General features: G+C 64.5%; 22 protein-coding genes and 2 pseudogenes. 13 read left to right on the plus strand and 11 right to left on the minus strand.

The annotated features are described in order from the left end of the window. Together VFH65_RS31220 and trmD are read left to right on the plus strand one after the other, a co-directional pair. Nucleotides 1-102: pseudogene (locus VFH65_RS31220) on the plus strand (ribosome maturation factor RimM); the annotation flags it as partial. Between the two features lie 3 nt (nucleotides 103-105). Next, entirely contained in the window at nucleotides 106-783 is a 678-nt protein-coding gene (gene trmD, locus VFH65_RS31225; protein ID WP_353327277.1) for a tRNA (guanosine(37)-N1)-methyltransferase TrmD, read from the plus strand. Here trmD and VFH65_RS31230 read toward each other — a convergent pair. Then, nucleotides 780-1,724, minus strand: coding sequence for a hypothetical protein (locus VFH65_RS31230; RefSeq protein ID WP_353327279.1), 945 nt, complete (start codon nucleotides 1,722-1,724; stop codon nucleotides 780-782). The genes trmD and VFH65_RS31230 overlap by 4 nt on opposite strands. A gap of 325 nt (nucleotides 1,725-2,049) precedes the next feature. On the opposite strand from VFH65_RS31230, the gene rplS reads away from it, so the two are divergent. From rplS to VFH65_RS31270, 8 genes are all read left to right on the plus strand, one after another. Beyond that, complete coding sequence (gene rplS, locus VFH65_RS31235; RefSeq protein WP_014214050.1) at nucleotides 2,050-2,391, plus strand: 50S ribosomal protein L19; 342 nt, start codon at nucleotides 2,050-2,052, stop codon at nucleotides 2,389-2,391. Between the two features lie 38 nt (nucleotides 2,392-2,429). Next, nucleotides 2,430-3,290 carry a signal peptidase I gene (lepB, locus tag VFH65_RS31240; protein ID WP_414688552.1) on the plus strand — a complete coding sequence of 287 codons (861 nt, stop codon included), beginning with the start codon at nucleotides 2,430-2,432 and terminating at the stop codon, nucleotides 3,288-3,290. Between the two features lie 9 nt (nucleotides 3,291-3,299). Beyond that, nucleotides 3,300-4,019, plus strand: coding sequence for a ribonuclease HII (locus VFH65_RS31245; protein WP_353327281.1), 720 nt, complete (start codon nucleotides 3,300-3,302; stop codon nucleotides 4,017-4,019). Between the two features lie 42 nt (nucleotides 4,020-4,061). After that, the gene (locus tag VFH65_RS31250) at nucleotides 4,062-4,367 is read left to right on the plus strand and encodes a DUF2469 domain-containing protein (protein WP_110314881.1); all 306 of its coding nucleotides are present in this window, start codon (nucleotides 4,062-4,064) and stop codon (nucleotides 4,365-4,367) included. 81 nt (nucleotides 4,368-4,448) lie between these two features. Then, nucleotides 4,449-4,772 (plus strand): hypothetical protein, encoded by a 324-nt coding sequence (locus VFH65_RS31255; protein ID WP_353327283.1) that lies wholly within the window; start codon nucleotides 4,449-4,451, stop codon nucleotides 4,770-4,772. Nucleotides 4,773-5,025: 253 nt separating this feature from the next. Continuing rightward, nucleotides 5,026-6,108: a dihydrodipicolinate reductase gene (locus VFH65_RS31260; RefSeq protein ID WP_353327284.1), complete on the plus strand. Its 1,083-nt coding sequence runs from the start codon at nucleotides 5,026-5,028 to the stop codon at nucleotides 6,106-6,108. Nucleotides 6,109-6,167: 59 nt separating this feature from the next. Beyond that, nucleotides 6,168-7,199, plus strand: coding sequence for an LLM class flavin-dependent oxidoreductase (locus VFH65_RS31265; RefSeq protein ID WP_353327286.1), 1,032 nt, complete (start codon nucleotides 6,168-6,170; stop codon nucleotides 7,197-7,199). A 55-nt stretch (nucleotides 7,200-7,254) separates the two neighbouring features. Continuing rightward, nucleotides 7,255-8,493, plus strand: coding sequence for a cytochrome P450 (locus VFH65_RS31270; RefSeq protein WP_353327288.1), 1,239 nt, complete (start codon nucleotides 7,255-7,257; stop codon nucleotides 8,491-8,493). 58 nt (nucleotides 8,494-8,551) lie between these two features. Here the strand turns inward: VFH65_RS31270 and VFH65_RS31275 are convergent, their stop codons facing one another. From VFH65_RS31275 to VFH65_RS31285, 3 genes are all read right to left on the minus strand, one after another. Beyond that, nucleotides 8,552-9,886: a TetR/AcrR family transcriptional regulator gene (locus tag VFH65_RS31275; protein ID WP_353327290.1), complete on the minus strand. Its 1,335-nt coding sequence runs from the start codon at nucleotides 9,884-9,886 to the stop codon at nucleotides 8,552-8,554. A gap of 309 nt (nucleotides 9,887-10,195) precedes the next feature. Continuing rightward, nucleotides 10,196-10,660 (minus strand): VOC family protein, encoded by a 465-nt coding sequence (locus VFH65_RS31280; protein WP_353327292.1) that lies wholly within the window; start codon nucleotides 10,658-10,660, stop codon nucleotides 10,196-10,198. Next, nucleotides 10,657-11,883, minus strand: coding sequence for an alkyl sulfatase dimerization domain-containing protein (locus tag VFH65_RS31285; protein WP_353327294.1), 1,227 nt, complete (start codon nucleotides 11,881-11,883; stop codon nucleotides 10,657-10,659). The genes VFH65_RS31280 and VFH65_RS31285 overlap by 4 nt, the downstream gene beginning before the upstream one ends. Nucleotides 11,884-11,958: 75 nt before the next feature. On the opposite strand from VFH65_RS31285, the gene VFH65_RS31290 reads away from it, so the two are divergent. Together VFH65_RS31290 and VFH65_RS31295 are read left to right on the plus strand one after the other, a co-directional pair. Beyond that, nucleotides 11,959-13,146, plus strand: coding sequence for a sulfotransferase family protein (locus VFH65_RS31290; RefSeq protein WP_353327296.1), 1,188 nt, complete (start codon nucleotides 11,959-11,961; stop codon nucleotides 13,144-13,146). Continuing rightward, entirely contained in the window at nucleotides 13,143-14,126 is a 984-nt protein-coding gene (locus tag VFH65_RS31295; RefSeq protein ID WP_353327298.1) for a zinc-dependent alcohol dehydrogenase, read from the plus strand. Before VFH65_RS31290 ends, VFH65_RS31295 begins: the two co-directional genes overlap by 4 nt. Here the strand turns inward: VFH65_RS31295 and VFH65_RS31300 are convergent, their stop codons facing one another. The 7 genes and pseudogenes from VFH65_RS31300 to VFH65_RS31330 form a co-directional block, all read right to left on the minus strand. Further along, nucleotides 14,127-14,768 carry a TetR/AcrR family transcriptional regulator gene (locus VFH65_RS31300; protein WP_353327300.1) on the minus strand — a complete coding sequence of 214 codons (642 nt, stop codon included), beginning with the start codon at nucleotides 14,766-14,768 and terminating at the stop codon, nucleotides 14,127-14,129. Between the two features lie 81 nt (nucleotides 14,769-14,849). Beyond that, the gene (locus VFH65_RS31305) at nucleotides 14,850-15,398 is read right to left on the minus strand and encodes a nuclear transport factor 2 family protein (protein WP_353327302.1); all 549 of its coding nucleotides are present in this window, start codon (nucleotides 15,396-15,398) and stop codon (nucleotides 14,850-14,852) included. Continuing rightward, nucleotides 15,395-16,045 (minus strand): nitroreductase family protein, encoded by a 651-nt coding sequence (locus tag VFH65_RS31310; RefSeq protein WP_353327304.1) that lies wholly within the window; start codon nucleotides 16,043-16,045, stop codon nucleotides 15,395-15,397. The genes VFH65_RS31305 and VFH65_RS31310 overlap by 4 nt, the downstream gene beginning before the upstream one ends. Before the next feature lie 133 nt (nucleotides 16,046-16,178). Next, nucleotides 16,179-16,570, minus strand: a pseudogene (locus VFH65_RS31315) (amidohydrolase); the annotation flags it as partial. Between the two features lie 10 nt (nucleotides 16,571-16,580). Next, nucleotides 16,581-17,555: an SDR family NAD(P)-dependent oxidoreductase gene (locus VFH65_RS31320; protein WP_353327306.1), complete on the minus strand. Its 975-nt coding sequence runs from the start codon at nucleotides 17,553-17,555 to the stop codon at nucleotides 16,581-16,583. Continuing rightward, a complete protein-coding gene (locus VFH65_RS31325) occupies nucleotides 17,552-18,691 on the minus strand; it encodes an acyl-CoA dehydrogenase family protein (protein ID WP_353327308.1) in 1,140 nt (379 codons plus the stop codon). The genes VFH65_RS31320 and VFH65_RS31325 overlap by 4 nt, the downstream gene beginning before the upstream one ends. Then, complete coding sequence (locus tag VFH65_RS31330; RefSeq protein WP_353327310.1) at nucleotides 18,688-19,839, minus strand: acyl-CoA dehydrogenase family protein; 1,152 nt, start codon at nucleotides 19,837-19,839, stop codon at nucleotides 18,688-18,690. Before VFH65_RS31330 ends, VFH65_RS31325 begins: the two co-directional genes overlap by 4 nt. A 98-nt stretch (nucleotides 19,840-19,937) precedes the next feature. Here VFH65_RS31330 and VFH65_RS31335 point away from each other — a divergent pair, with 98 nt between their 5' ends. Next, nucleotides 19,938-21,626, plus strand: a complete 1,689-nt coding sequence (locus tag VFH65_RS31335; protein WP_353327311.1) for a nitric oxide reductase activation protein NorD — start codon at nucleotides 19,938-19,940, stop codon at nucleotides 21,624-21,626. Nucleotides 21,627-21,827: the final 201 nt, after the last annotated feature.

The following is a 21,827-nucleotide window of genomic DNA, read 5'->3' on the forward strand; positions in this document are numbered from 1 at the left end:
GAGGTGCTGGTGCCGTTCGTCGCCGCCATCGTGACGTCGGTGTCGTTGGCCGACCAGACCATCGAAATCGATCCGCCCGAGGGTCTACTGGAGATGGAGTAGACCATGCGCATTGATGTCGTCACCGTCTTCCCGGATTACCTGGCACCGTTGCGGCAGTCGTTGCCCGGCAAGGCCATCGACTCCGGCATCGTCGAGCTCGCAGTGCATGACCTGCGGCGGTGGACCCATGACGTGCATCGGTCCGTCGACGATTCGCCGTACGGTGGCGGTCCCGGCATGGTGATGAAGGCCCCGGTATGGGGTGATGCGCTGGACGAAATATGTTCGGATGAAACGCTTCTCGTCGTGCCGACGCCGGCGGGCAGGCTGTTCACTCAGGCCGACGCCCAACATTGGACTGCCGAGAAGCATCTGGTGTTCGCGTGCGGACGCTACGAGGGCATCGACCAGCGCGTCGTGGACGACGCTGGCCGACGGATGCGGGTCGAGGAGGTGTCGATCGGCGACTATGTGCTGCCCGGCGGCGAGTCGGCGGCCCTGGTCATGATCGAAGCCGTCGTTCGCCTGCTTCCCGGTGTGCTCGGGAATCCCGCTTCACACCAAGACGATTCGCACTCTGACGGCGTACTGGAAGCGCCCAGCTACACCAGACCGCCCAGCTGGCGAGGGCTCGACGTGCCCGAAATTCTGCTGTCGGGTGACCACGCCAAGGTGGCGGCGTGGCGCCGTGAACAGGGTCTGCAACGCACGCAACAGCGCCGGCCCGACCTGCTGGATTAAATACGGCCGCCCGGAAACATCGTCTTGACCGCTTGGGTGATGGTGTTGCGTGCCGTCTTGTCGTCGGCGGGCTGCATCGAGCCGATCGCCATGACGTACCGACGGTCCGGCCCGATCACGCCGGTCGACAAGTGCACCCAGTTGCCGCCATTCCAGCAGCAGAACCAGCCCTGCTTGACCGCCACCGGCTCGGCGTAGAGGCCCTCGGGGATTCCGAATCGCTGTGGGTAAACCCCGCCGGGCACCGTGCCGTCGGGCGCGGTCGGTGTGGACGCTGCCAGGTTGGACAGGATGACGCTGGCCTGCTCCCGCGGCAGCCCGCCGGTACCCGCGAGCAGCATGTCGTAGTAGTGGACGAGGTCACCCGCCGTGCTCATGGTGTTGAACCACCGCCCGTTATACGGCGTCGTCGTCGCCCGCAACCCATAGCGCGCGGTCACGCGCGAGATGATCGCGCTGCCGCCGCTGCGGTTCCAGAACACCTCGGCGGCGCTGTCGTCGGAGGCGCGCAGCATGATGTCGAGCGCCGCGCGGTCGGCAGGGGAGAGCTTGGTCTGGCCCCTCGATTCCTGCAGCAGCAGATCGTCGGCGATGAACAGCTTCACCACGGAGGCGATCGGCATCGCAGAGCCGTTGCCATTGGAGACGGTCTGGCCGGTATTGCGGTCCAGCACCACGGTGGTGATGTCGGCGCCCGCCTTGGCGGCGTCGGCGGTGGCCAGCCTCGCGCGGTCGTCGAGGCCGTCGAAGGTGGCGGCGGGCTCGTCGGGCGGGGACTCCGGAAGCGGCGCCATGCTGCCCTGAGGTGCGACGACGGTCAGTTGCGGGCCGGCGGGCTCGGGCGGCGTGCCGTACACCTTTGCCTCGCAAGCCGAGACGAAGGGCGCCGCGACCGCGACGGCGCAAAGCGCTGTGACCAGCTTCGACGGTCCCCGTCGCATGGCCCTCCAATCAGTGTTTCCGGAACCGGAATCTGGGGCTTGCGGTACCGCCACCGCCCGTGATTTCAGCCTAATCGTCGAGATGGCATCGTGCGTACTTAGGTCTTGCCGGTGTTTGGGGCACGCAGATGGCGGCGATTTCATTGGATTTCAGAGATTGGCGCCTATCTGGCACAATTGAGCAGTTGTCTGCGCAGGACCGGGGACGGCCCCGCTGCGAGATACACCCAGATCCGCCCGATAGATCGGCTCGGCTGTCCGTCGATGTGAGCGTCACACCGCGACAGAGAAGCCCGCAGCCGCCAACAGCAAGGAAGTGTCACCGATGAACACGCTGGACTTCGTCGATCAGACGTCGCTGCGCGACGACATCCCGGACTTCAGCCCCGGCGACACCGTGAACGTTCACGTGAAGGTCATCGAGGGCTCCAAGGAGCGCATCCAGGTCTTCAAGGGTGTCGTTCTTCGCCGGCAGGGCGGCGGCATCCGCGAGACCTTCACCGTTCGCAAGGAAAGCTACGGCGTCGGCGTCGAGCGGACCTTCCCGGTGCACTCGCCCAACATCGACCACATCGACGTCGTCACCCGTGGTGACGTGCGTCGCGCCAAGCTGTACTACCTGCGCGAGCTGCGCGGCAAGAAGGCGAAGATCAAGGAAAAGCGCTGACTGGCGTTTCCAGCCGCCTGCCCAGCGGTTTCTGAACCGTGGAACGCGAGGCAAGCGGCGGCGAGCATCGCGCTGGCTACTCTGATGCGGTGACCGGACCTACGGACCCCGACGACTCGTCTATTGATCCGGATGCCGGCGGCGACGACGCGGAATCCGAGCCGAAGAAGAAGCACGGCGCACTTCGCGAATCCGCGATCCTGATCACCATCGCCATCGTCCTGTACTACGTGATGCTGACGTTCGTCGCGCGTCCGTACCTGATCCCATCGGAATCGATGGAACCCACACTTCACGGCTGCAACGGGTGCGTCGGCGACCGGATCATGGTGGACAAGCTGACCTACCGGTTCTCATCGCCGGAGCCCGGCGACGTGATCGTGTTCAAGGGGCCGCCGAACTGGAACATCGGCTACAAGTCGATCCGCTCGGACAACACAGCGGTGCGCTGGCTGCAGAATGCGCTCTCGTTCGTCGGGTTCGTTCCGCCGGACGAGAACGACCTGGTGAAGCGCGTGATCGCGGTCGGTGGCCAGACCGTCGAGTGCCGTGCCAAAACCGGGCTGACGGTCGACGGCAAGGCGTTGTCCGAGCCGTACCTCGACCCAACGACGATGATGGCCGACACCAAGGTCTACCCCTGCCTCGGCAATGAGTTCGGTCCGGTGAAGGTGCCCGAGGGCAGGCTGTGGGTGATGGGCGACAACCGCACCCATTCGGCCGACTCACGCGCCCACTGCAGCAACACTCCTGCCGACGCTCAGCGCGGGCTGCTCTGTACGGGCGACCCGACGGCGGGCACGATCCCGGTAGACAATGTCATTGGAAAGGCACGGTTCATCGCCTGGCCGCCGTCGCGATGGGGCGGAGTGGGCAGCGTGGACCCCCAGACCCAATAGGAGTGGCACTTGCCAGCGACATGGCCTCCGCGAACCGTGATTCGGAAGTCCTCGGGCCTGCGCACCCTGGAGTCCGCGTTGTATCGCGGCGGTCTTGGCCCGGTCGCAGGTGTCGACGAGGTTGGCCGCGGCGCGTGCGCCGGCCCGCTGGTGGTGGCGGCCTGCGTGCTTGGACCCAACCGACTGGAGAGCCTCTCGGCCCTCGACGATTCCAAAAAGCTCAACGAAAAAGAACGCGAGCGGCTGTTTCCGCTGATCCGCCGGTACGCGCTGGCGTATCACGTGGTGTTCATTCCTTCGGTGGAAGTGGATCGGCGAGGCGTGCACGTGGCGAACATCGAGGGCATGCGCCGGGCGGTGGCCGGGCTTTCGGTCCGCCCTGGCTATGTGCTGTCGGACGGTTTCCGGGTGCCCGGGTTGCCGATGCCCTCGCTGCCGGTAGTCGGTGGCGACGCCGCGGCGGCGTGCATCGCGGCGGCCAGCGTGTTGGCGAAAGTGAGCCGTGACCGGCTGATGGTCAAGATGGAGTCCGAGCATCCGGGCTACGGTTTCGCCGATCACAAGGGCTACAGCACGCCCGCGCACACCGCGGCATTGGCCGAGCTGGGGCCCTGCGGCCAGCATCGATACTCGTTCATCAACGTGCGCCGACTGGTGACGGTCGAGGGCGAATTGGTCCCAGAGGACGCTCTGGACACCGAACCCGAGCAGCAGAGCCAACTCGGGTAGGGGAAGAATGGAATCAGACCTACGTGAAGGACAGCTGAGTCGATGAGTGCCGAAGATCTCGAGAAGTATGAAACCGAGATGGAGCTCTCGCTCTACCGCGAATACAAGGACATTGTCGGGCAGTTCAGCTATGTCGTGGAGACCGAGCGGCGCTTCTACCTCGCCAATAGCGTCGAGTTGGTGCCGCGTAACTCCGAGGGTGAGGTCTACTTCGAGCTGCGGCTGGCCGACGCCTGGGTCTGGGACATGTACCGGCCCGCCCGGTTCGTCAAGCACGTGCGGGTGATCACCTTCAAGGACGTCAACATCGAAGAGGTGGAAAAGCCCGAGCTGCGGCTGCCCGAGTAGGCCGTTGCCGGCACGGCCGATGTCCGAATCCGAGGTATACGTGTCATTGTGACGCCGTGACCGCGCGCACAGACTGGCGTCATGACTCAAACCGGCATGGGTTCAATCAGTTCGACGTCGACGAGCTTCGGGACGGTCGGGTGGGCGCGACAACGTGGTGGCCGGCTGACCCGCGGTGAGAAACTGCGTGAGTTCGCGAGCGCGAATCGGGTGTTGCTCCACACCGCTCCTGCTCAGGTCCGCATGCGGTTGGGACTGCCGAACTCCAACGCGCGATCCTTCGATATCGATGCGATCCTGCTCCCGGATTCGAAGATCGCTCGCGAGGCACGAACCCAACTCCTCACGCGCTGGCTGATGTTCACCACCCTGGCTCGTCGCTCGCCGCTCGAGGGCCGCGCCTAGAGCCTGGATCGTCGCCAGTGACACCTAATATTTGATCCGCAAGCCCACAACGTCGGACCCTCCGGTGATTGTCGACTGGTAGTGCTGTACGCCATTCGACATGCCGTTGGCCGCCGCATGCCGGCGTGATCGATCCGATCCGTAGGCCTGGAACTAACATTAGGTTAAGGTCGGGCCTGATGGTCCGGGGTGCTATGGCGGCCGTCGGACGCTTTCCGGCTGCAAGTCGTGCATTGAGGTGAGGAGATCGCGTGTGACATCCGCCCTGAAACCCCTGCGGACCGTCGTGTGGGCCACCGGAGGGGTCGGCACGATCGCGATCGATGCGATACGACGTCGCCCCGACCTCGAACTCGTTGGTGTCTGGGTTCATTCGCCGGAGAAGGACGGCAGAGACGTCGGTGAGCTGACCGGCGGTGAAGCCATGGGGTTGACCGCCACGAACGATGCCGATGCGCTGATCGCCCTTGGCCCCGACTGCGTGGTGTACGCCGCCAGCGGCCCCGAGCGTGACGCCGGTGCGGTGCCGGATTACGTACGGCTACTACATGCGGGCATCAATGTCGTATCGACGACGTCCACCAGTCTCGTGTATCCGCCGTCGTATTACGCACCGGATTGGCGCGCTGAGTTGGAGGAGGCGGCCAAGGCGGGAAACGCGTCCTTCTATGCCTCGGGCGTATTCCCCGGTTTCGCCTCCGACCAGCTCGCGCTGCTGATGACGACCCAGTCCAAACGCATCCGGACCATCACATCGACCGAAATCGCGCTCAACGATCACTACCCGGTCGCGGACGTGATGATGGACGGGATGGGATTCGGTCGCCCACTCGACTTCGAGCCGATGTTGAAAACGCCGGGGTTCATCGAGCTGGCCTGGAAGGCGCCGATTCATCTGATTGCGAAGGGTCTCGGTGTCGAAGTGGAGGAGGTGCGTGGCACCCTCGACCGCCAGTTGACCGACCGAGACATCGAGGTCGCGTTCGGCACGATCAAGGCAGGTACCTGCGGGGCAGTGCGTACGCACGCGGCGGGCATCGTCAACGGCCGGGAGGCGATCGTCATCGAGCACATCATCCGAATGGCGCGCGACGTCGCCCCCGACTGGCCGGCCTCGGAGTTCGACGCAACCTATCGCGTCGACATCGAAGGCGACCCCGATGTCCACTGCGCGATGACTCTGGGCGAAGCAGCGGGCCACGGCGCCGGCCACGCTGCCATGGCCGCCACCGCGATGCGGGTGGTCAACGCGGTCCCGTTCGTCGTCGACTCAGCGCCTGGATTGCTGAGCTCCCTGGACATTCCGACAACACTGCCGCGACACGTATTCGACTGAGCGGGCCATCCGTACAAACTCTGGTAGAGGAGCCTGTCACGTTCACCCTGAGATTTGACATGCGCGCACCGGCCTTCGGCGCGCCGACTTCCGCGCTGTACTCGGCAGCCGCCGACATGAGCGCCTGGGCGGAGACGCGAGGCTGCATCGCCGCGGTGCTGTGTGAGCACCATGGTTCCGAAGATGGCTACCTGCCGTCACCGATCGTTCTCGCTTCCGCGATCGCTGCCCGCACCGAGCGTCTCCTCTTGAGCCTCGTCGTGATCCTGCCGTTCTATGATCCGGTGCGCCTCGCAGAAGACCTCGTCGTGCTCGACATCATCAGCGAAGGCCGGGTGTCGGTCGTATTCGGAATCGGTTATCGGCCTGAGGAATACGAGCATTTCGGCCTCGATATCCACCGTCGCGGGCGGCTCGCCGACGAGAAACTCGGCCTGCTCCGCGAACTGCTGTCGGGTGAGCCCGTCGTGCACAACGGCAGGCGCATCGCGGTGACGCCGCCGCCGCGGACCCCTGGTGGCCCGACGCTGATGTGGGGTGGCGCGAGCTTGGCAGCCGCGCGGCGGGCCGGCAGGTACGGTCTTGGGCTATTGGCCAATGGCGGCGAGCCCGGCATGCAGGAGGCATACGAATCCGCTTCGAGGCAACACGGACATCAGCCGGGCCCCGTCCTCGTGCCCGACCGCGATACCCCAACGGTGGTCTTCGTCGCCGACGACGTGGATCACGCATGGGACGAAATCGGCGAACACCTCCTTCACGACGCCAGGATGTATGCCGAGTGGAACCCCGATAACGAGACTTCCGCGGGTATCTCGCGTGCCAACGATGTCGCAGAGCTGCGCGCCACCTCCAAGTCGCACCGCATCCTCAGTGTGGCGGAAGCGGTCGAGCGAGTGTCTTCCGGCGAGATGCTCAACCTGTCACCACTGTGTGGCGGCCTACCGCCGGACCTGGCATGGCCATATCTCAAGCGGGTCGGCGACGTGGTGATGCCGAATGTCGCGCGGGCCGTGGGCGCCACGGCATCGGGTGGTGACCTTGGCGATGCACTGAATGAGTTGATGTCGACCGAGAGGTCGGGCCAATGATCGACGCAAGCCTGTGTCCGCAGTGTCGCGAGTCGTGTCGGAAGGAAGTCACCACATGACCGAACCGGTCGTCTCCGACGAACTGACACAGGGCGTCAAGGATGCACAGGCCAAGTTCGACGAAGGCATGGGCGCTGTCGGTGACGCGTCGCCCTATCCGATGCTGGCCGAATTGAGGGCGTCAGCTGCCGTTCATCGCGGCTGGCCGGAGATGGGTATACCGCCTAGTTCGGATGGCGGGCAGCAGATCTTCTCGGTCTACAGCTTCGATGTGGTGAAGGCCGTTTTCACCGACAACCAGACGTTCAGCACGCGCTGCTATGAGGACATCGTCCGCCCCCTCCAGGGGCCGACCATTCTCGAGATGCAGGAACCCGAGCACGCCCTGTATCGCAAACTGCACGAGTTCGCCTTCGCCCGTTCATCTATGCGGCGATGGGAGGCCGAGCTGGTCCAGCCTCTCGTGGAGCGCACCATTGAGAGGTTCCGTGATGCCAAGCGGGCCGACCTTGTCGAAGAGGTCTTTATGCCGATCCCGGTGCGGGTCATCGCGGCGCTGATCGGTCTGCCGGAAGCCGATATTCCCGAATTCCACAGACTGGCCATCGACCTGCTCGGATTTCATTCCGACATGGATGGCGCGCTGAAGGCATCCGCACAGCTCAAGGAGTACTTCATCGAAATCCTCGCTGACCGTCGACGCCATCCCAAAGACGACATGGTGACGGTGCTGGCCGAGTCGGACATCGACGGCGTCACGATGTCGGATGAGCAGATCTATGGCTTCATGCGCAACCTGCTGCCCGCGGGGGCAGAGACCACGTCACGCTCGACGGCCAGCCTCGCGATCGGACTGTTGACCCACCCCGATCAGCTCGCCGCGGTGCAGGCGGACCGCAGCCTGCTGCCGCAGGCGATCGAGGAGGGCATTCGTTGGGAAACGCCGCTACTGAACTTCATGCGGGAGACGACGCGTAGCGTCGAGTTCCACGGGGCCGACATCCCGAAAGGCTCGACCATCGCGATGAACCTTGGAAGCGCCAATCACGACGAAAACAGGTGGGACGACCCCGAAACCTTTAACATCTTCCGAGATCGCAAGCCCCACATCGGGTTCGGTCATGGTGCGCATGTGTGTCTAGGCATGCATTTGGCCCGACTCGAGAGCACCTTGATCTTCAACACGCTTTTCGACCGGTTGCCCGGACTTCGGCTCGATCCCGAGGCGCCGCAGCCCTACGTCGCCGGCACGTTCTTCCGCTCTCCGCAGCACCTGAAGGTGATCTGGGACTGACCGGCCCCTGCAGCGCCGCTCGGCGGTCACGGCACGAACTTGCCTCAGCGAGCTGCCACTACGGGTTGCGGACTGCGACGCCTCGCAGCACGGTGTCGCGGACCAGAATCAGAGACTGGCGCGTGCCGATGTCACGGAGGATGTTCTCGGGAATCCATTGTTCACCGATCACGCACCGCGCGAGCATCTCCGCGGAGGGGCTGCTGATCGTGATGTCTCCGGAGCGAATGCCTTCGGACAGTAGAGCTTTCATCTGGCGGATGCGAGTCGTGTACGAGAACGCGGGAGTTGGAGTGTCCGGCGGCGCCTGGCGCAGCCATGCGAGTTGGATCCGGAACTCATCGGGAAACTGGTCAAGGGCACTGATATTCAGCCAACTCAGCGCGTCAAGCTTTTCCGATGGGGTTGAATCAGAGCGCAGAATGTCAGTCCATGCGCCGCCGACCTTCTTGCCGAACGACAGCATGATCGACATCAGCAGTTCATCCTTGGAGCCAATCACCCGATAAACGGTCCCCGTGCCCAGCCCTGCGGCCGAGGCGATGTCACGAATGGTCGTCATCTCGTAACCGCGACGGCCGAATTCCGCGCGTGCCACTGCGCGCACGTGCGCGGCCTTGTCGTCGTCGTCATCCTGGTCATCGACCCAGGTGCGGATGACGGCATCGGCGGCGGCGAACGCACTGGACCGATCGAGGTCGTCGTCGGTCGGTGGGGTGGCGGCCAATCCCTCGAGCATGATGCGACACATCAGCGTCGCCACCTGATCGCTCGATGCCTTGTGTCTAATCAGATCAAGCCCGACGTGCAGCATGGCCTGGCAGATTCGGTCCGCCAGCGTCGGCAAGTCGGCGCCGAGTCTGATGTAGCCGCTCCAGCGGCCGGCCCGGAGCGCCTGAAGCATGGCGGCCTGGATCTTCTCGGGTCGGCGCCGGGTGAGCTCGATCAGTGCCGGGTCGGCGCTGGGGCCCTCGTAGAACGACATCTGCAGTGCGGCCCTGTGCTCCACCGCGCAGCGGGCGATCGCACAACCGAGGCTGATGATCTGCTCGGATGCCGGACGGGGGTCTGGCTCGTCCAGTTGCGCCAGCGCCAGTTCGCCGATGCGATCCAGGTCAGCGTGGTATCGCCGGATCAGCTCGACCAGAATCGCTTCTTTGGATTCGAAGTGGTGATAGAGACTGCCCGCGAGAATTCCTGCGGCGTCGGCGATCTGTTGCAATGACGTGCGCAAACCGGATTTAGCGATTACCGCATTGGCGATTTTCAAAATCTCGGTGCGCCGTGTGTCGTCGACCGTCGGGTCGCTGGGCCCGGTCGCGAGTTTTTTTGAGTTCCGACGCGCCGGCGCGGCGGGTTGGCCGTTTCGTGTTGCCGCGTCGAGGTCGGACATGGCTAGCTCTACCTCGACTCCTGTCGTATGCGGCACTGCGACCGGATTCTACCGGTCTCAGTCCGTAATGGGCGGCTAGGACATCCCACGGGCTCCGAGACACTCAGATTATCGCTTGCTGCCAAATATTTGTTCCCCGACATGCCCGTCTGAGGCTAACAGAACGGCGCGTTTGCGGGAGTCTTTCGAATGTGTGAGGCATGACGGCCCGAAATGTTCACGCGGCCGAACGCAGTACAAGCAGGATGGATCCGTGTTTGCGGTCAACCGCCCTTGAGCCCGAATCGCATCGCCTTCGTGATCGCTGACTCACACCGGCGGGCTGTCGGCGGTCGACCACCAGTACTCGACGAACGGCTGCATAGCCCGGCCGACGAGTTCGATACGCGGTCCGGTCGGTCCCTTGCAGTACGCCCACAACAGCTTTCCGGAGCCGTCGGGGATGTACGACTTCACCTCGCATTGCATTCCGTTGTCTACCAGCGTTGCCAGGTCTGATTCGACGTCGTCCGACCAGTAGCCGATGTGGTGCACGCCTGAATTCGCTGGGGTCCATATCGTGCCAGGGACCGTCTGCAGGAACTCGACCCGCGGTTCACATCCTGAATAGACCATCCGCATCGGGATGGTCACCTCGCCCTGCGGTGTCACACCTACCTGCTCGGCCTCGACCACTTCGGTCCACCGGTAGTCGGCCACCTTGGTGAACCAGTCCATGGTGGCGTCAAGATCGTCGACGACGACGCCGGTGTGGTGGAGGTCCTCGGGCTTCATTGGTTCTCCTGTGTCGTCGCGCTCTTGATCTCCTGCTCCAGCCATTGCACCTCGCTGAAGTTCTCACGTCCGCTGGCACTCAGAAGCTGCTGCAGCGCAGTCCGTTTCACCTGCGACGCGGCCGGATCTCCAGGTGTGTGGGTAAGCGCGATGTCGGCCAAGTGCAACGCGTGCAATGCGCGGCCTTGTTCCGCGTGCGCCTGGGCGCGCTCGGTCAGTGCAGTCGTCCCGCCCGCCAACTCGATGATGTCCGGCCACACCGACGACGCGGGGACGTCGTAGAGCTCGGTCGTCGATTCGTAGCGGAACCAGCCGACGTGTTCTTCCCAGATGGCGCGCACGATCCACGGCACCTTCCCATGCACCTGCGGCAGCGTGAGCTCGGCAGGCAGCGTGACGTCGCGCATCAACGTCCACATGTCGGCGCCCGAATTCATCCCGTCGATCGTGCGGTCGCGCAGATACGCCGTCGCGTCGCGCACCTTGGACATCGTTTGGGCGATCTCGTCCGCTCCGCGGAAGACGTCGTGTCCGTTGATCAGTGTGTCGGGCTCGAGTCCGATCACTCGGTCGACAGAGTGGATGAATTGCATTGCGCTGCGGATCTTGTCGCCGCGCAGCGTGTACAGATTGGGCACATGGCCGAAGAACGGCCCCATCAAGTTGCCTATGAACGCGATTCGGTGCTCGGGCATCCACACGGCGGACGCGTCTGTGGTCTCGCCCCCGGGCGTGGAGTAGAGCTCGAACCGACGCCCGCCGAGTTCGAACGCATGGCTGTCGATGAAGGTTGTGGTGAGTACCGGCTCCGGCGGCAGCTCCATGGCCGTCGCGTCCACGTCCATGAACGCGCCCCACAGCGTCATGATCCGTCGTGCATAGAACGGATGTAGGCGGCGCCAATACTCCCGTACATCGCTGTGGTTCGCCTGGGCCACCGTGTCGGCGCCCGGCTCGTTGAACAGATCCCAGCCACCCACGTGGTCGGGATGACCTTGGGTGAACGTGATGACCCGCAATGGACCCTTGCTCACCCTGGCGAACCGCGCCTTGATCTCAGCGGCTTCGAAGTCGGTGCCGGTGTTGATCAGCACGTCGCCCTCCGGCGTCGTCACCAGGTAGCTGTTGGCAATGTTCTTCGACATGAAGATGCCGTCGTCAAGGTCTACGGCGTCTTGAGCACCGTCTCCTTGTTTAACAAGTTCGTCGAGTGATGGCGGCATTCGGGTTCGACCTCTCAGAATTGCTTCCTTGATAACCTAACATTTGTTCTCTACGGCCGTATAGTCTCGTCCGACATGACGACTTCTCGGCGATCATCGACCGCACCCGCCATCGACGATCTCATCACCCGCGCCTCCGAGCGGGCCGGGCTCGACGACTTCGGTAGCGACTCGTGGCGGGAAGGTTTGAATCTGCTTGTCGAAACGATCGAATCCGCGCCCGGGGTCAACGAGGGCGGGCGGGACTACCTCTACGGCCAGTTCGTCGACGCGCTGTGGAACCGGCTGCGCATTGTGGACTACCTCAACGTCCACCCGGAAGTCGCGCAGGAAAAGGTCGACCGACCGCTCGTCGTGCTCGGGCTGCCGCGGACAGGTACGTCGCTGGCGAGTTATCTGCTGGACCAGGATCCGCAGCGGCGGTCGTTGCTGACGTGGGAGGCCGAAGATTCGGTGCCGCCGTCGACCCCGGACACGTTGCGGTCGGATCCGCGTTGTCTGAAGAAGAAGGCCGAACTCGACGTGCTCGCCGAAGGCCTGAAGGCGGCGAACATCCCGATGATCCACTGGGACGAGGCCGACGGACCGACGGAGTGCGTATTCGTCCAGAACCAGGACTTCAAGGCGTATCTCTGGGAGGCCTTCATGCCGACCAGCGCCTACGCCGACTGGCTGCTCGAGACCGACATGTCGAGCGCCTACCAATGGGAGAGGTCGGTCTTGCAGCTTCTTCAGTCGCGGTCACCCGGCACGTGGTCGCTGAAGATGCCTTCGCATGCGGTGCACATCGAAACGCTGCTGGCTGAATTCCCAGACGCTCGCATTGTGTGGGCCCACCGGGACCCGATCAAGTCCACCGCATCCTTTCTCCGGCTGAACTACCTCTCGCGTGCGGTGCTCGGAGCCGAGATTGACGTCGATGAGATCGTGCCGAATGTGCTGCGTCAGCTACACGAGCACGTCAGCAGGCCGCTGCAGACCCGTCGCCGCATCGGCGACGACCGCTTCTTCGACCTGCATTACGCAGAGCTTCTGCGTGACCCGGTCGGCGTCATGCGATCGCTGTACGACTGGGCCGGAGACGAGCTCACTTGGTCCACCGAGCAGGCGATGCTCGACTGGCTGAACCGACACCCGCAGGACCGCTTCGGTGTGCAGTCCTACTCGCTCGACGGCGCGGGGGTGACGTCCGCCGATCTGGAACCGGTGTTCGCCGAATACCTTGACGTGTTCGACATCGAGATGGAAGGCGAAGCATCGTGAAGGCAGCGGTGACGACAGAGGACCACGGGTTCGAGCTAGTCGAGGTACCCGATCCGGTGCCGGGTCCAGGCGAACTCGTCATTCGCGTCGCGGCGTGCGGCGTCTGCGGTTCCGACATCAAGGCTCAGCCCTTCATGCCCGCAGGCATGGTCATGGGTCACGAGTTCGGCGGTGACATCGTCGCCGTCGGATCCGATGCGGGTGACTGGCACGAGGGAACCAATGTGGCCGTCCTGCCCGTGGTGTCCTGTGGATCCTGCCGATATTGTGCGGACGGCGTCGTATCGCATTGTGCGCAAACGCGCTATATCGGGATGGGGCCAGACGGAGGCGGGTTCGCCGAACTGGCCCTCGTCCCCGCCCGGCACGCATTCGCGCTTCCCGACGACGTGACAAAAAGCCATGCAGCGTTGGTCGAACCGTTCGCGGTCGGGTTGCACGGCGTCCGCAGCGCCGAAGTCCGCGAAGGCGAGGACGTCCTCGTCGTCGGCGCGGGCGGGGTCGGCCTCACCACGGTCGCGTGGGCGCATGCGGTCGGTGCGCGACGCGTGACGGCGGCCGATCCCGATCCGAAGCGCCGCGAGTTGGCAGGGCGGATGGGCGCGACCGATGTCGTGGCCTCGGTTGCCGAGGCTGACGTGGCTGGTTATGACGTCGCGCTGGAATGCGTTGGGCGACCAGAACTTCTGCAGGCATGCCAGGCGGCCGTCCGCCCATGCGGACGCATCGTGATCTCCGGCGCATGCGCAGAGCCGACGGCGATCGAGCCGATCACCGCCCTGCTCAAAGAACTTACGATCCGCTACTCCGTCTGCTACACACCGAGCGAATTCCGTGAGGTGATAACCGCTTTCAGCACCGGCGCGGTCGACCCGACCGTCGTGATCGGACCGGCGTTCGGGCTCAACCAAATAGCCGAAGCCTTCGATCTGGTCCGCGACACGGCGGCGTACGGCCGGGTCCTCGTGACGCCGACGTGATCAGTCGGCGTTCTTGATACGAGCGTGCTCGGCGGCGACGCCCGCGATGACCGCATGGAGATAGCCCTCGAGTTTCTTCGGGTTCTCCAGCCGCGCCAGCCCGTTGGAGAGGCGGAACAGAAATCCACCGAGAAACGTCACGACCGCGAACGCCTGCTCTCTGATGAGCTCCACATCAGGCGGAACGCCCGCCGGCTGAAGCTGCGCCACCGCGGCTTCGCTGATCGCGACAAACTGATCCATCAACTGCTGGAACACCTCGCTCAGTTCCGGATCGCGGGCGGCCATCATTTGGAGTTCGAACCGCGCACGCGCACGTGAACGCTCGGGTTCGACCGCCGTGCGCATCGCCTGTTCGGCCAAATGCGACAGCAGCGATTCCGCCTTGTCATACTCAGCGCCCCTGACCTCGTCCAACGCCGCGGTGAAGTCGGCTACGTCGAGCTCAACGACCCGATTGGTCACCCCGTGCAGCAACGCGGACCTGGTCTGGAAATAGAACGATGTGGTGCCGTCGGCGACACCGGCCCTGCGGTCTACGCGAAGGTGAGTCACGCCGCGCGCGCCGTCCTCCGCCAGCAGCTCGATCGCTGCATCACACAGCTCGCGCCGCCTCTGCTCGGCATTCGGCTTTCTTCTCATCGCGGTCTGCAAAGTCTAACCAGCGTTTCGGGCTCCGCCGACCATCGCGCACGGCGATCCGGATCGGAATAGGCGAACGACTTATGACCCCCGGTCGCCACGCTTTGCGACTAGGGGGCGGGTGTAGGAGGGGTCGCTGCGGTCGTGGGCGGCCCCCTTGACGTCGGTGAGCATGGCGAGGACCTCATCGGTGATGAACGACTGGGATTCAGCAGTCCATTCCGCGACGCACACCCGATCGACGATGGCCCAGCGACCGTCCCGGCGTTCCAGACGGTCGACGTATCGACCGCCGGAAAGCGTTATGTGGTTGGCGGGTTCGCGGTCGGTTCCGACGAACAAATAGTAGGTCTCCGCGTGGGCCTCGTCGCCATTGAGCTCAACGGTGTGATTAAGCAGGTAGTGCTGGTAACGCGTCTGCGTCGAGTGGTAGGCGAATGCCCAATCGATGAAATCCTCAACCGGACCGACGAATCCGACGTGATCATCGATGGCGTCGTCGTGATACGCCGACCGGAGAAGTTCGCGGTCACGTCTGTCCATTCCGCGGGCGTAGCGCTGGACGCAGTCGTGTATCTCGGCCCGGTCCGTCAGTTGCCGGAGCTGTCCGCGTAGATCGGCGTCCGTCACGATTGGTCCTCCAGATTCCAGCCGTTGTAGGCGACGACTTCGTCGAGTGGTCGCCGCGGCGCGGGCTTGAATTCATGTTCGGTGCGCAACCTCGCGACCGGTAGCAGGCAGCCCTGTACATACGAATCAGGAATGCCGAGCAGTTCGCGCACCTCCTTCTCGTGTTGCAGGTGCAGCGTAGTCACGCAGGTGCCGTAACCGCGGGTGTGCAGCGCGAGCTGAAAATTCCATACGGCGGGATAGATCGAACCGTAAAGCGTTGCCTGATAGAACGATTCGTCTCCATCTGCACGTGGCAGGTACGGCTCGTAGCAGGGGATCACCATCACGGGTATCTCTGAGAGGTGCTCGACCAGCCACTCCGTGGAGCTCATCAGCCGGCCTTCCGGGGTTCCCGCGGGCATGAAGCCGGCGATCAGTTGCCCACCGACCTTGCCCAGATACGCCTTGCGGTAGAGGTCAGCTATCGCTTGCCGTAACCCGGGCTCGGTGATGACTAACCAGCGCCACGCCTGCTGGTTGGACCCATTGGGCGCCTGCAACCCGATCCGCAAACAGTCACAGATCTCGTCGAGCTCAACCGGTGTCTCCAGGTCCAGCGACTTGCGTGCGGACCGAGTGGCCGTGAGCAGCTGATCGACGTCCATGGCCGGCGGCTCAGGTCGGCAGTTTCGCGGCCAGATCCAGCACACTGACCGTGTCGGTGCCGGTTTTCTTCAACCGCTCCGAGGAGCGGAAGCCGAGGTCGACGTCCTTTGCCTGGGCGCGCAGTGCGTCGACGGCGCGGAGTACGGCCAGGCCGAGTTCTTTGTCCTGGGCGCGCGCGAAGTACTGTCCGCAGAACTGCGGATACGACGGGAAGTTCAACGCCGCGGCCACCCCGTTGGCGTTCATATCGCGGATCCGCTCGTGGATGTTGTAGCAGCCCTCCCGGATCCCGAAAGTTTCGTGGGCTCCGCGCCGTACTCGTCCGGACGGCGACCCGCGACGGCGTTAGGGCCGACGTTGGTGGCCTCCTGGCCCTCGAAAACCCATGCGTCGGTGCCGTCTTCGCGCTGGATCAGCTTGGGCACATCCTCCTTGTACTTCGCCGGTATGTGGTCGGCGAACATATCTGGCGGCTCGACGAGATGATCGTCGACCGACACCGAGACAAGGTCGTTCATATTCATGACTGCACTCCTAGTGTTTCGGCGGTTCTGGGAAGGTGACGTCCGCGTTCTCGGGCATCGCGCTGATACCGCGTCGATCGCAGAGCTCCAACACTTCGTCGACGATCGAGCCCGGCACGATGAATTTGTCGGTTGACGACACCTCGTCCATATGGGCGTCGATGTCCTCCGCGGTCGGTTCGCTGTCGGCGTCCGCCAACCAGCCCTCGCTGAGCCCGACGAAGACCCGTGCGTAGCGTCCTGCGCACGCCGAGTAGTTGCGATGGGTGACCGTGCATGCCTTGCTGGCGAGAAAGGTCACCAGCGGCACTACGAGCTCGGGCCGAATCGCCCGCATGAACTCCGATTCGGTGAGGAACTTCTCGTCACCGACAGTCTCGGTGACCATTCGCGAGAAGCCGGTGGGCATAACGGAATTAGCGAGGACCCCATGGGCCTCGCCCTCGATAGCGATCACGTTGGTCAAACCCACCAGGCCGGCTTTCGCTGCCGCGTAGTGGGCCTCCATCGGCTGGCCGAAGATCGCAGCGGATGACGAGATGAACACGAATCGGCCACCGCCGTTGGTCTTCATCACGCGGTAAGCGGGCTGGGAAAGATGGAACGCGCCGTCGAGATGGACGCGCAGCATTCGGCTCCAGTCGTCGAACGAAAGGTCCTCGAACGCCACGGTTCCGAAGATGCCGGCATTGCTGACCACGGCGTCGAGCCGCCCGAACGCATCGACAGCAGCGTCGACGATCGCTTGGCCGCCCTCGGGGTTGTCGACCGAATCGTAGGAGGCGACGGCCCTGCCGCCGGCCTGCTCGATCTCCTTGACTACCTCGTCGGCAACACCGGAATCGGTACCAGTGCCGTGCATGCTGCCGCCGATGTCGTTGACCACCACCGCCGCACCTCGCCGCGCCAGATCGAGGGCGTACAGGCGGCCGAGCCCGCGACCCGCGCCGGTCACAATCGCGACTTGGCCGGCATAGTCGATCATGGTGCAATACTGGTTAATTCGCGGTGTTCGTTGCCGTTGGCCGCGACGGTCGCACCCAGCTGTTGCAAGTATTGCCCGGGGCTGCCGAGGAATCGGCTAAAGCTCAGCAGGCGTTTCAGGTAGAGCTGAGCGTCGTGTTCCCAGGTGAACCCAATGCCGCCGAAGACCTGGATGGCCTGGTCGCCTACGGTGGCCAGCCGCCCAGAGAACGCCTTCAGGCGTAGCGCGGCGCGGTGGCGCTCTGCGCGATCCGCGTCGTCCGCAGCCCACAGCGCGTACAGCACACCGCTGCGCGCCAACTCCACCGTTTCGTACATGTCCACACACAGATGCGCAACCGCCTGGAAACTCCCGATGGGAGAACCGAATTGACGGCGCACCTTTGCGTACTCGATGGTCATCCCGAGAACCTGTCGGGCGGCACCGAGTGCGTCGGCCGCCCACGCTATGAGCATGTCGTCGATGAGCGCCTCGGCGGTCTCAGCCGAACCGGTCGCCACGACGTGTGTTGGAGCGTCCTTGAATACGACCTGGAAAGTCTTACGAGACCGGTCGATTCCCGCGTCCTCGACGATTTCGACGCCGTCCCCAGATGTCGGCACCGCCAGCAGTTCTGGCCGGGAATCGTCACCCGCTAACACCAGCAGTGTGTCAGCGGCCGCGGCGTCGGGCACCTGGCCGAGTGCGCCGCTGAGCACGGCGTGCCCGTCGCGGTGGACGACGGTAGAAATCGTGTCGCCTGCCGTGGGAAGCGCGACAGCGGCGATCCGCGACCCCGCGGCCAACCCGGCCAACAGCTCGGCGACCGCGGTGTCCTGGTTGTCGGTGCCGAAACGAAGCAAGGCCCGTGGCGCGGCGACCGCGCTGGACAGCCACGGACCCGGGTGAAGTGCGGCGCCTAACTCCTCGCAGACCAAGCCGGCTTCGGTCATCGACATGCCCTCGCCGCCGTGGTCCTCCGGAACCAGCAGTCCTGTTGCGCCGAGGTCGGCCAGGCCGCGCCAGACGGCGTCGGTGGTGCCCGTCGGATCGTCGAGCATCGGGCGCACATGCCCCGGGATGCTCGCCCTTTCGGACAGGAACCGTCGCACGGTGTCTCGAAGCGCCAGTTGTTCGTCGCTGAGTTCCAGATTCATGAGCGAGGCAACCCGAGCACGCGTTGGGCGGTGATGTTCTTGTTGATCTGGGTGGTGCCGCCCGCGATGGTGAGCGCGTGTGACGTCAGCCGGAACTCGTCCCACCGGCCACCGGCGGCCCCGGGGTCCAGTGCGTCGAACGCCAGTGCGGCCAGATCTTTGCCGATTTCGCCCCACACGGACTTGGCGAGGCTGGCGGTGGCGAACGCGTCGCCGCCGTGCATCCCGGCCGAAATCGACCGCTGGCACAGCACCTCGAGGTTCTTGATCCGTACGTCGAGTTCGCCGAGCCGGCGCAGTGTAGCCGGATCGTCGAGCGGGGTGCCGTTGTCGCTGCCCGCGAGATCTGCCGCGAGGTCGCGGAGCCGGACCTGCATCTCGGCGTAGAGCCGGGCCGCCGCAGCGCGTTCGAAACTCAACGTGGTGGTGGCCACCTGCCATCCCTTGTTCAGCGGACCGAGCAGTGCGTCAGCAGGTACTCGCACATCGTTGAAGAAGACCTCTGCGAAATCGGCGTCGCCGTTGAGCGTGACGAGCGGGCGCGCCTCGATCCCAGGTGACGACATATCCACGATCAAGCACGAAATGCCTTTGTGCTTTGGTGCTTCCGGGTCGGTCCGCACATACAACTGACACCAGTCGGCACGGTGTCCCAGCGAGGTCCAGATCTTCTGGCCGGACACCACGAAGTCAGATCCGTCGCGAACCGCCTTGGTGCGCAACGACGCCAGGTCGGATCCGGCTTCCGGCTCGGACATCCCCTGGCACCAGATGTCGTCGGCGCGCAGCATGCGGGGGAGCAACGAGCTCTTCTGCCCTTCGGTGCCGTACTGCATGATCGCCGGCGCGATGTTGTTGATGCCGATGATGTTGAGCGGCACGGGAACGCGCGCTCGCGTGGTCTCTTCGGCATACACGAGCTGCTCGAGCGGCGTCGCACCGCGCCCGCCGTACTCCCTGGGCCACGACACCGCCGCCCAGCCGGCGTCGGCCACCATTGCATTCCATGTGCGCAGCGTCTCGAACGCGGCGTCATCGGTGCCACGCCTGGGGCTGTTTTCAATCACCTCGTTAGTCAGATGCGCTGACAACCACGCTCGCAGCTCCTTGCGGAACCGTTCCGCCTCTGGCGGGTACGAGAAATCCACGTTCTCCGGACGACCTCATTCGATTGACTCCAGTTGGACCGGACTCTACGGTGGAACAGATATTTGGTCAACCGAGTCCAGGGGTGCGGAGGTGGTGCGTGGCCGACGACGATCGCGAGCGGTTGCAGGGGTTGAGCATGTTGGCCTCGGCGCTCGCCGGCCGACCGGTGGCGGTCGCGCCACTTGAGCCGGGCGAGCCGGCATGGACCGATGGCGAGACGATCTTCGTCGATCACTCGGCACGCTCCCGCGCCAACCTCGAGTCGGTGGCAGTGCAGGCGTCTCTGATTGCGGCAGGCAGCCTGGCTCCCGATGTCGTTGGTCCGATGGTCCGCCATCCGCGCCTGGCCAGGAGGTATCTCGCTATTGAGGGGCATAGGGCGCTTGTCGCGAACGGAGACCTGCTGCCCGGGGTGCTTGGTTCGATGGCCGATCGTGATGTGGCCCGTCGTAGCGACTCGGCCGCCATGTCGCTGTCGATCGCATCTGGCAATGGCGCGCTCGACGATGCACCCGTTGGATTCGGTGTCATCCGTGGGAAGAAGGTGCTAGCCGCCAGCAGCCGTGCGGCCAAGAACGTGGACCACGAGACGCCGGCACATATGCCGCGAAAACAGAGCGCCAAAGAGGAGCTCGAGGAACTCGACGACGGAGAGGTCGACGACACCGACGATCCGGACCTGTTTAGCAGCCCTGTCGGCGGTGGTGGCTTCATCGGCAAGTGGTTGAAGAAGATGCTGTCGTCGGTGCGGAAATCGGACCGCAGCGGCGGGGGGCCGCCGGGCGCGGATGCGCCGACGCATCGCACCAATTCGGCGAACCGCGGTGCATACGCTGTGTCGTCGACGGCCTCCGCCTCGGACGAGGACGTCGCCGATGTCAAATCCGACGGCTTCACGTACCCGGAATGGGACGCCAATCGCAAGCGCTACCGACCCGACTGGTGCACGGTGCGCGAGGTCGAGCCGAGAATCAAGGCTTCAGCGACGCAAGCCATCGACGGTGCCATCGGTGTGCGGCGCCCGCTCGCGCGACTCGGCATGGGCCTTCATCGCCGGCACCGCCAGTCGCAGGGCGACGACATCGACATCGATGCCGCTGTCGAGGCGAGGGTGGAGGTGAGGGCCGGGTCGGTGCCGGATGAAGCGGTCTACCTGGACAGCTTGCGCAGACGCCGCGACCTGTCTGTGCTGCTGTTGCTCGACGTCTCGGGTTCGGCGGCCGAGCCGGGCACCCTCGGGCGCACCGTGCACCAGCAACAGCGCGAGGTGGTCGCGAACCTCACCGTCGCACTTCACGACCTCGGCGACCGGGTGGCGTTGTACGCCTATTACTCGCAGGGCCGCTCGGCGGTGAACTTGGTGCCCGTCAAGCGGTTCAACGACCACCTCGACGCGCGGGTGATCCGGCAGCTCAACAGCCTGGAACCGGGAGCGTACTCGCGGTTGGGGGCTGCCATTCGGCACGGCTCGGCCGTCTTGGAGTCCAGCGGAGGTACGTCGCGCCGACTGCTGGTCGTGCTCTCCGACGGTCTGGCCTACGACCACGGCTACGAGCGTGCCTACGGCGCCGCCGATGCGCGCCGCGCGTTGACCGAGGCCCGTCGCCGTGGCACTGGCTGTGTGTGCCTAACCGTGGGTGCGGGCACCGACGTGGCGTCGCTGCGCAAGGTTTTTGGCAGTGCGGCACATGCGACCATCGCGCGTCCCGATCAACTCGCCGGCATGATCGGGCCGCTATTTCGTTCGGCTCTGCGCTCCGCGGAGGTTCGGCGGCGGGTGGCGTGACGGGCATTTTGGTCGGTTCGAGTTGGCCTGATGTCATGTCCCAGAATGCAGTTGGGATCCGAGGCATATCCAACGGCGACAAATTGGACGTCCTTGAAACAAACATCTGTTCCGGGTTACGCTACAGCCACCGCAGCGCGGCGGATGACGGAAGGGAAGCCATGTCTGGTGCCAGAGACTGTCAGACCAACCCCGGCGAAG

Source organism: Mycobacterium sp., from assembly GCF_035697385.1.
Classification (GTDB): Bacteria; Actinomycetota; Actinomycetes; order Mycobacteriales; family Mycobacteriaceae; genus Mycobacterium.

Coding starts and splice junctions, on each gene's coding strand:
- trmD (WP_353327277.1), top strand. CDS start 106: ATGCGCATTGATGTCGTCACCGTCTTCCCGGATTACCTGGCACCGTTG.
- VFH65_RS31230 (WP_353327279.1), bottom strand. CDS start 1,724: ATGCGACGGGGACCGTCGAAGCTGGTCACAGCGCTTTGCGCCGTCGCG.
- rplS (WP_014214050.1), top strand. CDS start 2,050: ATGAACACGCTGGACTTCGTCGATCAGACGTCGCTGCGCGACGACATC.
- VFH65_RS31250 (WP_110314881.1), top strand. CDS start 4,062: ATGAGTGCCGAAGATCTCGAGAAGTATGAAACCGAGATGGAGCTCTCG.
- VFH65_RS31255 (WP_353327283.1), top strand. CDS start 4,449: ATGACTCAAACCGGCATGGGTTCAATCAGTTCGACGTCGACGAGCTTC.
- VFH65_RS31265 (WP_353327286.1), top strand. CDS start 6,168: ATGCGCGCACCGGCCTTCGGCGCGCCGACTTCCGCGCTGTACTCGGCA.
- VFH65_RS31270 (WP_353327288.1), top strand. CDS start 7,255: ATGACCGAACCGGTCGTCTCCGACGAACTGACACAGGGCGTCAAGGAT.
- VFH65_RS31275 (WP_353327290.1), bottom strand. CDS start 9,886: ATGTCCGACCTCGACGCGGCAACACGAAACGGCCAACCCGCCGCGCCG.
- VFH65_RS31280 (WP_353327292.1), bottom strand. CDS start 10,660: ATGAAGCCCGAGGACCTCCACCACACCGGCGTCGTCGTCGACGATCTT.
- VFH65_RS31285 (WP_353327294.1), bottom strand. CDS start 11,883: ATGCCGCCATCACTCGACGAACTTGTTAAACAAGGAGACGGTGCTCAA.
- VFH65_RS31290 (WP_353327296.1), top strand. CDS start 11,959: ATGACGACTTCTCGGCGATCATCGACCGCACCCGCCATCGACGATCTC.
- VFH65_RS31300 (WP_353327300.1), bottom strand. CDS start 14,768: ATGAGAAGAAAGCCGAATGCCGAGCAGAGGCGGCGCGAGCTGTGTGAT.
- VFH65_RS31310 (WP_353327304.1), bottom strand. CDS start 16,045: ATGGACGTCGATCAGCTGCTCACGGCCACTCGGTCCGCACGCAAGTCG.
- VFH65_RS31320 (WP_353327306.1), bottom strand. CDS start 17,555: ATGATCGACTATGCCGGCCAAGTCGCGATTGTGACCGGCGCGGGTCGC.
- VFH65_RS31325 (WP_353327308.1), bottom strand. CDS start 18,691: ATGAATCTGGAACTCAGCGACGAACAACTGGCGCTTCGAGACACCGTG.